The sequence below is a fragment of the Chitinophaga arvensicola genome (assembly GCF_900110835.1).
GTDB classification, from domain to species: domain Bacteria; phylum Bacteroidota; class Bacteroidia; order Chitinophagales; family Chitinophagaceae; genus Chitinophaga; species Chitinophaga arvensicola.
The window spans coordinates 3,491,454-3,503,845 of the sequence record NZ_FOJG01000001.1; the positions used below are offsets into that span (position 1 = coordinate 3,491,454).

Below are 12,392 nucleotides of genomic sequence, written 5' to 3' on the forward strand. Positions count from 1 at the left end.
GTAATATAATTTCCTAATGTCAACCGGGTAGTATAAATTGCCGGGTTATAAATTATTGCTGGTATGACACGCTATACAGGGCAATCAAGAATGCTGGTAGCAGTTGATTGCATCATTTTCGGTTTTGACGGGGAAGCATTGAAGTTACTGCTGATCAAGCGCGGGTTCGAACCGCAGAAGAATAAGTGGAGCCTCATGGGTGGATTTGTACAGCCCAGTGAAAGCTTCGAATCAGCCGCCGCCAGGGTGCTGAACAAGTTAACCGGCCTGGAAGGCGTATACATGGAACAGCTGTTTGCCTTTGGTGAACCAGACCGTGATCCGGTGGAACGTACCATCTCTATTACTTATTTTGCCCTCATTGATATCAATCAGTATAAACTGCAGCTAAACGACGAGTACCATGCAGAATGGATCTCGCTGGATAAGCTGCCATCGCTGATCTTCGACCATACCGATATGGTGAGGATGGCGCAGGAAAAGCTCCGCTACAAAGCAGCCATTCATCCTATCCTGTTTGAATTGCTGCCGCTGAAGTTCACCATTCCGCAGCTACAATTGCTGTATGAAGCAGTATACGATGTTACTTTCGATAAACGCAATTTCAGCCGTAAGGTATTGTCTACCGGCCTGCTGATCAAACAGAAAGATAAAGACCGGCTCAGCTCCAAGCGTGGCGCCTTTTACTTCAAACTGGATAAGCGTAAATACAACGCTAAATTTAATGCCTTCCTGAACTTCGTTACTGATCCCGGCAACTTACGGTAAACCGATCCAGATAGTTCCTTTTACAGGTGGATTCAGCATCACATTCAGCTGACTTTCCGGTCCCATCTGTGCAGCATCCTGGAACTTTGTGCCGATGGGCGCAATGGCGCTCATAAAGCCGATATCACCGTCCGGAAAGGCTGGCGTGGTGTTGTTATTGGAAGCCCCTTTGGGCGCCTCCGGACGGAACACCTGTAAAAACGTACCCCCGTTACCGGTATAGAAGGTAAAAGGTGGTTCCTGTGTATAGAAAGTGGCCTGGTAAACATTGGCATGATAGCCCTTGAATTCCGGATAGATCCAGCTTTCTCCTGTTACCGTATTGTTGTAATCTTTATACCAGTTGCCAAAGAGCTGTCCCTGTCGCCTGTTTTTCCATACGCGGTAAGGCCCTTCGCCGATCCAGGCAAGCCCTGTTACTTTTTCTTCCGGATACCGGAAGGTAATACCGGTAAAAGGCGTTTCCCCTTTTACGTTATAGCTGTAATCCAGTTGAGCCGGTACTCCTGGCTTGAAATGCCATTTCAGCTGCAGGAAACCACTACCTTCATATCTCACGCTGATAAAATAACCAGTGGAATCATCACCGGAGCTGAATGAGGTTAACTGCTGTGAAACACCTGCCAGCACCGGGCCTCCGCCCAGTGAGATTTTTCCTTTGGGCGTGCGGATATGTAAGAGCTGCCCGGTAGCGCGACTGAAAGCATACACGCCGCTGCCATTATCCACATAAAGGGTATCGTGATTGTTGGTGATATTCAAACGCCCGTTCGCTGCGGGAAACTGCTTCACGTGCTTCATAGGAGAAGACAATGGCCAGCTGCGGTGGAGGATGTTGCGGCCGTAAATATCCTGTACGCTGAGGTATAAGGCATCCGCATCCTGCCATCCATCGGGGAGGGGAAGCTGGAGATAACCTTTGGTATGCGGCGCGAGGTCAGGTGCAGCAAGCGTACCGGTGGTGATGGTATCTGTGCGGGTATTTTTTCCGGGAGATGTGAACCGCAGCAGTTGCCATGTGAAGCGGCATCCGCCCAATTGCGTATAGTCGTAACGGTTTTCCACGGGTATCCGGCCGTCAAATACCGTAGGTATAACGGTCATGGGTATATGTACCGGCGACCATAATTCCCGGATGCTGTAAAAGCTGCCTTCCTTTTCGCGGTGTGGGCCTACAATGCCGTCTGGTGCATGGTTGCCATCGGTGTCGATGATGCCGTTTTTGTCGGTGCGTACCAGGCCTTCATCAGCAAAGGCCCAGAGGAAGCCGCCCGCGCCATGCGGATGTTGCAGGATACGGTCCCAGAAATCGGCCAGGCCGGCGCCCATACCGCCATCATACAGGCCATGCATAAACTCTGTGGGCAGGTAAATATCCGCATCGTATAAACTGGCATTTACGAGGTAGTTGAAGTTGGGATAATGTTTGGTATCCACACTGCTGAATCTTTCCCAGGGATGCAATACCGGGCGTTCCTGCGGATCATACAGCGCATAATCTCCATCCAGCGCACGGTTAAAGCCTCCTTCATTGCCATTGTCCCATGCAATGATGCTGGGATGGTTCACATCCCGTTCTACCAGTTCCCGCACCAGCCGGTGCCCGGTAATGGTATCATAAGCCGCCTGCCAGCCGGTGAGTTCATCCAGCACAAACATGCCCAGGGAATCACACACATCGAGAAAATGGGTGTCCGGCGGGTAGTGCGACATCCGCACCGCATTCATGTTCATGTCTTTCATCAGGTTTACATCAAGCAGACTGATGGCTTTACTGAGGGTACGTCCCGTTTCCGGCCACGCGCTGTGACGGTTTACGCCTTTCAGGATCACTTTGGTATCATTTACGTATATGCCATCCCGTGGTCTTACTTCAATAGTGCGGAAGCCAAATGGCTGTGTAACGCGGTGCAGCACCTGGTCGCCTTTCCTGATTTCCACTACCGCCTGGTACCGGTTAGGGTATTCTGCGCTCCAGGTAGCGGGGTGATCAAATTGCTGCTGCAGCGTATGTACTTCCCCGTGAGTGGCCGGTGTAGTCACTGCTTCCTGCAGCGGCTTACCGTCCATGGTAAGTACCTGTGCGCTCAGCGTGGCGCCATCCGGCAACGCCGTTGTAAACGCCTGCACGCTGAAATGGCCTTTTGCAGTCGCATTAATGGCGATACGGTCTATGTTTACCAATGGCTTCACTTCCAGGAAAACGGGGCGATAAATGCCGCCTAAGATCCAGAAATCTCCGTTGCGTTCTGCCCTGTTCACACTGGCGTTGGCCGATTGTTTACTCACTTTTACTTCCAACAGGTTGCTGCCGTTGCGTAACAGGGAGCCGATATCATACCGGAAGCGGTAAAAGCCGCCCTGGTGCACAGGGCCTGCCAGCTTACCGTTGATCTTTACTTCCGCATCGGTCATCACGCCATCAAACACAATATTCACCTGCTTGTTACGCCACTGATCCGGTGCATTGAACCGGTAACGGTATAAGCCCTGTTCATCGGCTTTCACCTTATCATGGCCATAATTGTAGCTGCCGAATCCCTGCTGTTCCCAGTTGGAAGGAACAGGGATCGTGGTCCATTTGCCGCTGCGCTGACCGCCGGAACAGTGGAAGTCCCAGGCAACGGTATGGTCTTTATCTGTACCGGAAAGATAGATGTATCGGGTGTCCTGTGCCATAGTCACCTGCATGTAAAACATGCCGGCGAGCAACAGTAGTTTTTTTGCTGACATAACGGAATTCATTGGATCATTGGATAATAAAGTTTTCGCTAAGGATATGCGCACATCGGGGGTAATTATCCGCTCTTCATTGTCAGTGAAGTGTCAGGTAAGCCCTATCTCCCCCCTATCTCCCCCCTATCTCCCCCCTATCCCAGTGCCCTGTAAGCCGCACCTATAAGATAGGAGTTATCTAAGGCTTAACGATGTCTTGTTCATGGGATATAAATAATACATTTTATCCAGAGATTAAGAAATATCTGGGGGATCGGTTGTAAAAATGCGTGAGCGGGTGGAAGGGGAGAGAAATGCAGTTGCCTTTGCCTGTTTAAGACAAAAGGCAACTGCAGGAAATATTATTTACCGAAGCACTTCATCATTTTATGGAAGATCTCGTTGTTTTCATATACACCACGGAACAGTTGGGAATTAGGTCCGTAAGCAAATACCATCACGGGAATACCGGTATGGTCGTTGGTGGCAAAGTGGCCACGGAGGGTGCCTTTGGCGATATCTCCGTCCATCAGTGCAAGTCCGCCGGTTTCGTGATCTGCAGTAACGATTACTGTGGTTTGTTTGTCCTGGTCAGCAAAGCGGAGTGCTTCTCCTACGGCTTCGTCAAAGTCGAGCATCTCCCGTACCAGGTAATCCAGGTCGTTCATATGGCCGCCGTGATCGATGCGGGAACCTTCCACCATCAGGAAAAATCCTTTGCCGGAGGCATTCAGTTGTTGTAATGCCTTTTTCAGGGCTGTTTTCAGGTAGTTACCACGACCGCCGCGCATGGAGGTAACCACTTTATCAGACAATATCACCAGGGTACGGTTTTTCGTAGTGGCGTTCCAGTTATCGAGGTTGTCATATACCTGGATGCCGGAAGCGGCCAGCTGCTGACCGAAATCCCTGTCCAGTTCTTCGCGTCCGCCGCCAACGGCCAGCTGCAGTTTGCTGTTCAGTAGTTGTTTTTCGAGGGTATAGGTGCTGTCCCTGTCGGCAGTATGGCCGTAGAAAGACGCCGGTGTGGCGCCGGTAATTTCTTCCGTTACAATAACCCCGCTCTGGATGCCTTTAGGCGCCAGTATTTCTGGGATTACAGGAATAGATACATAGGTGTTGTCCAGTCCGATAGCCCGGTTATGGGTTTTGGTACCGGTGCCCATGGCAGATCCGCCGGCTGCGGAATCGGTATGATAGTTATCTGTAGAGGCGGTCTTGGACAAGCCCAGCTGCTTCATCTGGAAGATATTGAGCGCGCCTTTATTGGCGGTATAGCCGGAAAACATTTCAGCCAGCCCGGTACCATCGCCTATCATCAGGATCACGTTTTTGGAACGCACCTGTGTGGCGTCGGAAGCAAACGTGGGCTGGTAAACCGGATGCACCGGCATATTGGCTGCAGTAGTGCGGGTGGTGTTATGCATTACATCATACAGCTCTTCCGGGTGGTCGGTACCGATCCAGTCGGCCCCGAGATCCATCAGTTTGTAGTAGGTAGAGCGGGTTGAAGGAGCGCCCCAGAAACGGAATGCATATCCCTGTTCATGGGCTTTATTGATTACCTGTGTTACTTTTTCCAGTTCGGTGGGTATGAGCGTGCCTTTTCCGTTCCAGCCGCTATACTCGTGAAAATCGACACTGAGCATCGCCACGCGCGGTTTTAACGCGGCAGGATATACGCTATCCGGACGTCCGTCGAAAAAGAAGATGGGATCATATTTTGGCCAGTTGGCCATAGGAGGCAGGTTGCCGGATAATACCAGTTTTACGGCATTGGGATTTACGCTTCTGTCGAAGTATTGCCGGTAGGGCAGCAGCAGTTCCTGTAGGGCCTGCAAGGTAGGCGTACCTGCTGTTTTCAGATCTATCAGTAATTGCATGGGGGCGCCATCGGCATAGGCTTTACCGTTATACAGGGCAAACTGTCGCAATACCGGTTGCAGGTACATTTCCCTGAATGTGCGGAAAGGAGTGATGGCGCTGGAATCATGTGCCACATAGATAACGCCGTTTTTCAGGTGTATATCCGCTTCTATAGAGCCAAACTGCAGCGAAGCGGCTGCATAGAAAGGAGTGGCCCGCTCATAGTCGTTATGAGAGTGTGCCTGTGCCATGGTATACTGTCTTATTTGTGCAGATGCACCGGTGGCCAGCATCACACCAGATAAAATGAACAGTGCTTTTTTCATTGTATGCTAAACGATAGTTTTAAAAATTCCGGTCCGGATTCTTCTTCCGGAAACGTATACGTGACCCGCGATCTACGGATGCAGCGCATGGTATGCTTCCTGCCGGAATTGGCCCGGCAGGCCTGCTTTTCAGCGGGCAAAGGTGCTACAATCCATCGGGGCTATTGTAACGTGGCTGTTTATCTTTATGTTAATTGTCTGTTTGAAAAATCGATTTAGTCAAGGCTGAAGGACTAAGATATATTTTAAAACCGATAAAAAGAAAGCGATGTGGATGGAATGAAAAACGTAAAAATTACAGGTTAAACGTGACGGTGTGCAGGAACTGATGGTGGGTGACTGTCTCTTAAAACGCTTCCTGTTTTCAGGGGATACCGGATTTATCTCAGAGTGTTGGCCAGTTCTGTACCAGTTCTTTCAGCTGGTTTTGTCCTTCCGGCCATTCTCCCAGTCCGGATTCACTGTTGAGATGTCCTTTGGCGCCGGCATTTACAAAACGGCTGCCCCAGTGACGGGCAAAAAAGGCGGCTCTTTCCAGGGAGCAATAGGTATCATTGGTGCTGGCTACAATAATACTTTCAAAAGGCAGGGCGATTAAAGGGATCGGAGAGAAACCGGTGGCCTCAGGCGGAAAGCCCGGGCGTTCGGCATCTGCCGGTGCTACCAGGAGCGCGCCACGGATTTTGCGGCGGGTTTGTCCGGCCCAATGCGCCAGTGCAATACAGGCCAGGCTATGGGCGGCTATTACTACCTGCGGGCCTGCATCGGCCACCGCCTGTTCTATCTGCGCTACCCAGCTGGCACATACCGGTGCATCCCAATCCTTTTGCTCAATCCGTTTTGTTCCAGGTATGGATTGTTCCCAAAGTGTTTGCCAGTGTAATTTTCCGGAGCTACCCAGCCCCGGTGCGGTCAGTACTTTTATTTCCATGACATTGAGGCATTGTGTCATGAAAGATAGTAAAAAGAATCACCAATTACGAATTGGTGATATGCTGTAAAAGAAAATAGCCGGGGCTGAAAAGCACCGGCAACAGGTAACAACCAAAACAGCATTGATTAATACTGAGTATCTTAAATATTTATGATATATAAGCAATCGCACCGGTCATCTCCCGGAAAAAATGAGAGACCCCGGCAGGGAAATAACCCACCGGGGAACATCCCCTGGTTTTTTAAAATACAAACCCTTTGCGCTTGAACATCCAGATATTCCGCCAGCCATCGCCCTGCTGTACAAGCGTCATTTCATTGGCATTCAGCTTGAGAATGTTATAGGTAATATTACTGCCCCAGCTGATATCTGCCCCATTGATTTTAATCCGTTGGTTCAGGGTATCCAGCGTAAAGGTAGCTTTGGTGGTAACACCACCGTGGGTGATGGAAAAATTGGTATTCCTGTTCAGGTCAAACTTCATTTCATCGTCCAGTACCCCCTGCTTTCTCAATTCGGCTGTACCATTTTGCCACCATGCCGGGCGGTCGGCATCCCCCGGGCCATTACCAAAGCAATACCCGCCAGGAACGTCTACCGCCCATACCCAGGTTTTACCATCCGCGCCGTTTGTCAGCAGGTCATATAACTTGCTGGAGAAGAACAACGGATCATTTTCACTGACGGTTACTTTTACAGAATCTGTTTTGGGCCCACCGCTGCCGTAGGCTGCATATTTGATGAAGAAGTCGCCCGCAAACGGCATAATTACCACCGCTTTTTCTTCTTTGCTGGTACCGAAACCATAATCCCAGAAGGGGATAACATTTTTTGTTCTGCTTTCCAGGGTAACCTGGTTATCATAATCCGGGTTCTGTTTAACAGAAAAATCCAGTTGCATGCCGGCCGGATCCGCAGGCGTGATTCGTTTTTCGTAGGGACTACAGGCATTGAACAAAGCCGCTGTAAGTCCTAATACATAAATATGCAGACGTTTCATTGTTATAGTTTTTAAAGTGTACAGGATCACCATCCGGTGTTTTGATGGAGGGTACCGTTTGATAAATTGATCTGTGTTTCCGGGATAGAGAACAGTCCGTTGGTTTCTGCCCGGAAACTGACATTGAATCCTGCCTGCGCAGAAGGGTTATCAATGGCCTGTTTCGCTGCGGGGATACCCTGCCGCAGCAGATCCCAGTAACGTTGTCCTTCCAGTGCCAGTTCCAGTCTGCGTTCCTGCATGAGCTGCGCTTTGTTGCTGAGTGTAATCCGGTGCGTCTGATCGCCGAAGGCGCGGTCACGTACCCTGTCGAGGTATCCCTGTGCTTTGCCTGCGTTGGCGGTCAGGTTTAATTCGGCGCCCATCAGCAGTACATCTGCAAAACGGATCACCATATAATTATCGAAATTATCCCACTGAAAACTGCCTCCCAGGTCATCCGCATTTTTATCTTTTAACGGTGTATACTTTTTGATAAAGAAGCCGGTATACTGTGCCTGGTCGTCCAGTTTGTAACTGTCGGCATAGCCTTCCCCGTTAATCGAAATAATGGAAGCTGTTTGCCGGCTATCGCCCGGCGCAAAAGAATGATACAAGGCTTCATTCACGGTAGCTGCGCCCCAGCCTTTGTAGTAAGGATCGAGGTTTTGCGACCGGATACCGATCATTACCTGCATACGGTTACCGTTCTGCTGATTCTGATCGCCCATGCCCAGGTAAGTATACTGGATCGTAAATACGCCTTCTGCGTTATTCTGCCCCGCGTAAGCAGTAGCACTTTCTGCCGATGCACGGAACAGGTTCTGGTATTTGGGGATCAGGCTGTGCCCACTGTTATTGATCACATCATCAATAGCGGCAATGGCATCAGCCTGCGAAAATACCCCGGCAATATCCTGTTTGTTATAGTAACCGGTATAGTAGAGAAACACACGCCCCAGTAAGGCTTCTGCGGCCCATTTGGTGGCCCTGCCGTACTCGCCGGAAGGAATGCTGCTGAATGCGGTAGCAGGGAGGTCATTGGCGGCCAGTTTCAGGTCGCTGGCAATGAGCATATACACGCTGTCGGGGCTCGCCTGCGGGATGTTGTAATTACCTGGTTCCAATGGTGCTGTCAGCAAAGGTACGTGCCCGAACATCCGCACCAGGTCGAAGTAATAGTAGGCCCGCAGGAAATGTGCTTCTGCGGTGTAACGTTTTTTAGTGGCATCATCTCCCTTGAAATCCACGGCGTCAATTTTCTGTATCAGTTTATTGGCGCGGTAAATACCGGTATAATATTTCTTCCAGGCATAGCTGTTCAGGTCATTCATCTTAATGCTCTTATCCCACTGGTTCCAGCCATTGTCGGAAGCACCACCGCCACCAAAACAGTTGTCGGATGCAATTTCTGAACTCAGGGCAATATTGCCGTAGCCATCCCAGTTAAGTACGCTGTACGCGGAAACCAGTCCCTGGTAAGCATCTGCCGGTGTCTTATAAAAATCTTCTTCTGTGATGGAATTGATGGGTAATGTTTCGAGGAAACTCTTTCCACAGGAACTCATTAACCCCGTTATGATGATTGCTGCAAATATTTTCTTCATGATTGCCGGCGTTTAAAATTTAACATTAAGACCGAATAAGATGGTTCTGGGCTGCGGGAAATAACCGAGATCCGTTCCGGACGACCAGCTGTCTATACCATAACCCACTTCCGGATCCAGCCCACGGTAATGGGTAAACGTAAATACATTCAGCCCGGATATATACAGTCTGAACTGCTGTATAGGTACATGTTTCATCAGTGTTTTCTTCAGGTCATATCCAAAATTGATACTCTTCACACGCAGGAAAGCGCCGTTGTGTACATAGAGGTCGGAGAAGCGGGTATAGTTCTGATTGGCTTCATTGCCCTGTGTTACACGGGGTATGTAGTTGGAGGTGCCTTCACCATGCCAGCGGTCAAACACAGCGGTGGTGTAGTTGTTGTAAAAGCGGTCATAGGCACGGGTACCATCCACGATATCATTACCACCAACGCCGTTCAGCAGTATAGCCAGATCAAATCCTCTCCAGCTGGCAGACAGGTTGATACCATAAGTATGCGAGGGGTTCGGATTTCCTACTTTCGTTTTATCGTCACCGTTAATCACACCATCTCCGTTCAGGTCTACAAAACGTACATCGCCGGGCTGTGCTCCCGGCTGTATTTTTTGCCCGCTTTTACTGGTATAAGCATCAATTTCTGCCTGGTTCTGGAAAATACCGGCTGTTTGCAGTCCATAGAAATAACCGATCGGCATACCATTCTGCGCGCGGAAATATTCATCCATATTGGAAGACAATACGCCGTTGTACGAGGGATGCAATACGCCTTCCTGGTTAGGGATTTCCAGTACGGTGTTTTTATTAAAGGCAATATTGCCACCGATACCAAGGGTTACTTCACCAAAGCGGTGATTGTAGTTGATGCCCAGTTCAATTCCCTGGTTCTGGATATTACCACCATTGATAAAAGGAGCCCCGGTGCCTACGATGTCGGGTATAGGCGCTACTACCAGCCAGTTGCGGGTGTTTTTACGGTACCAGTCGAAAGCAATGGTCACGTCTCTGAACAGGGTGGCATCAAACCCGATATCGATCTGCTCGGAGGCTTCCCAACGCAGGTTGGGGTTGGGGATCCTGTCAGGAGAAGCACCGATGGCTTTCTGTCCGTTGAAATAATAATCGCGGTAAGTAGAGTTGATAGTAGCCAGGTAAGCAAAATTATCAATCCGGTCGTTGCCGTTTTGCCCCCAGCCACCACGGAGTTTCAGGAAGTCGATCCAGGAATTGTTTTTCAGGAAAGATTCATTGGTTACAATCCATCCTGCAGAGAAAGAGGGGAAATTTCCCCAGCGGTTGTTGGCGCCAAAGCGGGTAGATCCGTCATGACGGATAATCGCCGTCAGCAGGTACTTCTCATCGTAGTTGTAGGTAACCCTGGCAAAATAGGAGTTCAGCGCATTGGTAGACCGTGTGCCGAACACTTTCCGGGTAGAGTCATTGCGGCCGTTGTCGATGATCGCATGATCAAAGTCGGCAATGATCAGGTCTGTTTTGCTGCCGTTCACGCTGTATCCTTCAAACTTATTGGCGGTAGTACCTACTACTGCATTTATGCTGTGTTTACCGGTGTTTAACTGGTAAGTAAGGTAGTTGTCCCAGTTCCAGGTGAGGTTGCGATAAATTCCCTGGCTGGCAGAAGGATGAAAGTTGCTGTTATTGGTACCCAGGTCGTAACCGGCTACGAAGGCATTGTTGTAATTATAGGAAATGTCGGCGCCAAAATCGGTACGCAGAGTGAGGCCTTTCAGCAGGGTGGCTTCTGCATAGATATTACCCAGGATCCTGTCGGTGATTGTCTGGTTGTTTTGTGTGTAATCGATCATGCCAACGGGATTGGGCTCGTCTGCATACGGCGATTTACCATAGCTGCCATCTGGCTTGTACACAGGGTATACTGGTGTTGCATTGAGCAATCCGCGCACTGAGTTATTGTAGATATTTCCTGTGCCGATACCCCGCTGGCGTGTATGCGCGAACGTGAGGTTCTCACCGGTTTTGATCAGGTCTTTATAAAGCTTATGTTCTGAATTGATACGGAAAGAGGTTCTTTCAAAATTGGATCTGCCTGGAAGTCCCATCACCCCTTGCTGTCCCTGGTAGGAGAGGGAGGTGGAGAAAATGGAGTGTTCATTACCCCCGGACAGATTCAGGCTGTAATTCTGGATAGGTGCATTTTTATTGGTCGCCGCTTTTTGCCAGTCGGGGTCTTTACCCAACCTGGTGATGGAGTCTGCACTATAAATCGGAACGGAGCCGGAGTTGATCGCCGCTTCGTTCATCATGTTGGCGTACTGTTGTGGATTCAGCAGGTCCAGTTTGCGGGCAGGGTTCTGTAAGCCATAGGAGGCATCAAAGCTGACGCTCATTTTGCCGGCGCGGCCTTTCTTCGTGGTGATAATAACGATCCCGTTGGCGCCGCGTGTACCATAGATCGCGGAGGAAGCGGCATCTTTCAGTACATCGATGGCGGCAATATCGCTTGGATTGATGTAGCTGATATCTTCTGCCGGAAATCCGTCTACAATAAAGAGCGGGCGGGAATTGCCATTGGTACCGATGCCCCGGATGGTAAACTTCATGGCATCGCCAGGCTGACCGGAATTGGAGGTCACCTGTACGCCGGGTGTTTGCCCCTGCAAGGATTGTTCAACGCTGATGCTGTGATTTTTTACCAGGTCTTCGGTATTCAGGTGTACCGTGGCGCCGGTCACTACTTTTTTCTTCTGGCTGCCATATCCCACTACGATGAGTTCATCGAGGCCGGTGGCGGTGCTTTCCAGGCGTATGTTCATGGCAGCGCCAGGCTTTGCCGGGAGTTCCTGTTTCGTATAGCCGATGAGCGACAGTACGAGGATGTCGCCCGGATTTGCCTGCAATGTGAAAGTGCCTTCACCATTGGTGACGGTGCCACGGGTAGTTCCTTTGATGATGATATTTACACCAGGCAAAGGAACGCCGGTTCTGGCATCGGTTACTTTGCCGGTAACGTCTTGCCTGACAGGATGCGTGTATGCCTTTCCGTTATTGGCGGCTGCATGTAGTGCCGGCGGCGCCGCAGTAGCCAGGCTGCATACAGCAAGCGCCTTCAGGACGGTTTGCCGTGGAAAGTAGTGGCTGATTGTGTACCAGTTTTTCATGTTTAACGTGTTTTATTTAGGCAAAGGAGTTGTATCGTTACTGAATGTGAAACCTG

7 protein-coding genes are annotated in these 12,392 nt (G+C 50.0%); 1 reads left to right on the forward strand and 6 read right to left on the reverse strand.

Annotated elements, in window-relative coordinates; genetic code table 11:
• Positions 1–63 precede the first annotated feature (63 nt).
• Positions 64–768, forward strand: a complete 705-nt coding sequence (locus BMW79_RS14490; RefSeq protein ID WP_089895905.1) for an NUDIX hydrolase — start codon at positions 64–66, stop codon at positions 766–768.
• On the opposite strand, the gene BMW79_RS14495 is transcribed toward BMW79_RS14490, so the two are convergent.
• The 6 genes from BMW79_RS14495 to BMW79_RS14525 all read right to left on the reverse strand — a co-directional run bounded on the left by BMW79_RS14495 (position 760) and on the right by BMW79_RS14525 (position 12,336).
• Positions 760–3,501 (reverse strand): glycoside hydrolase family 2 protein, encoded by a 2,742-nt coding sequence (locus BMW79_RS14495; protein WP_177192172.1) that lies wholly within the window; start codon positions 3,499–3,501, stop codon positions 760–762. The two genes, BMW79_RS14490 and BMW79_RS14495, sit on opposite strands and share 9 nt — an antisense overlap.
• Positions 3,502–3,845: 344 nt before the next feature.
• A complete protein-coding gene (locus BMW79_RS14500; protein WP_089895910.1) occupies positions 3,846–5,675 on the reverse strand; it encodes an alkaline phosphatase in 1,830 nt (609 codons plus the stop codon).
• A 385-nt stretch (positions 5,676–6,060) separates the two neighbouring features.
• The gene (locus BMW79_RS14510; RefSeq protein ID WP_245752490.1) at positions 6,061–6,627 is read right to left on the reverse strand and encodes an RBBP9/YdeN family alpha/beta hydrolase; all 567 of its coding nucleotides are present in this window, start codon (positions 6,625–6,627) and stop codon (positions 6,061–6,063) included.
• A 223-nt stretch (positions 6,628–6,850) separates the two neighbouring features.
• On the reverse strand, positions 6,851–7,609 hold the full coding sequence (locus tag BMW79_RS14515; protein WP_143059162.1) for a hypothetical protein: 759 nt from the start codon (positions 7,607–7,609) through the stop codon (positions 6,851–6,853).
• Between the two features lie 26 nt (positions 7,610–7,635).
• On the reverse strand, positions 7,636–9,195 hold the full coding sequence (locus BMW79_RS14520) for a RagB/SusD family nutrient uptake outer membrane protein (RefSeq protein ID WP_089895918.1): 1,560 nt from the start codon (positions 9,193–9,195) through the stop codon (positions 7,636–7,638).
• Between the two features lie 12 nt (positions 9,196–9,207).
• Positions 9,208–12,336: a SusC/RagA family TonB-linked outer membrane protein gene (locus BMW79_RS14525; RefSeq protein WP_089895920.1), complete on the reverse strand. Its 3,129-nt coding sequence runs from the start codon at positions 12,334–12,336 to the stop codon at positions 9,208–9,210.
• Between the last annotated feature and the right edge of the window lie 56 nt (positions 12,337–12,392).

What these genes read in the sequence shown, in the direction of transcription:
- BMW79_RS14490 (WP_089895905.1), top strand. Translation starts at nt 64, where the DNA reads ATGACACGCTATACAGGGCAATCAAGAATGCTGGTAGCAGTTGATTGC.
- BMW79_RS14495 (WP_177192172.1), bottom strand. Translation starts at nt 3,501, where the DNA reads ATGTCAGCAAAAAAACTACTGTTGCTCGCCGGCATGTTTTACATGCAG.
- BMW79_RS14500 (WP_089895910.1), bottom strand. Translation starts at nt 5,675, where the DNA reads ATGAAAAAAGCACTGTTCATTTTATCTGGTGTGATGCTGGCCACCGGT.
- BMW79_RS14510 (WP_245752490.1), bottom strand. Translation starts at nt 6,627, where the DNA reads ATGACACAATGCCTCAATGTCATGGAAATAAAAGTACTGACCGCACCG.
- BMW79_RS14515 (WP_143059162.1), bottom strand. Translation starts at nt 7,609, where the DNA reads ATGAAACGTCTGCATATTTATGTATTAGGACTTACAGCGGCTTTGTTC.
- BMW79_RS14520 (WP_089895918.1), bottom strand. Translation starts at nt 9,195, where the DNA reads ATGAAGAAAATATTTGCAGCAATCATCATAACGGGGTTAATGAGTTCC.
- BMW79_RS14525 (WP_089895920.1), bottom strand. Translation starts at nt 12,336, where the DNA reads ATGAAAAACTGGTACACAATCAGCCACTACTTTCCACGGCAAACCGTC.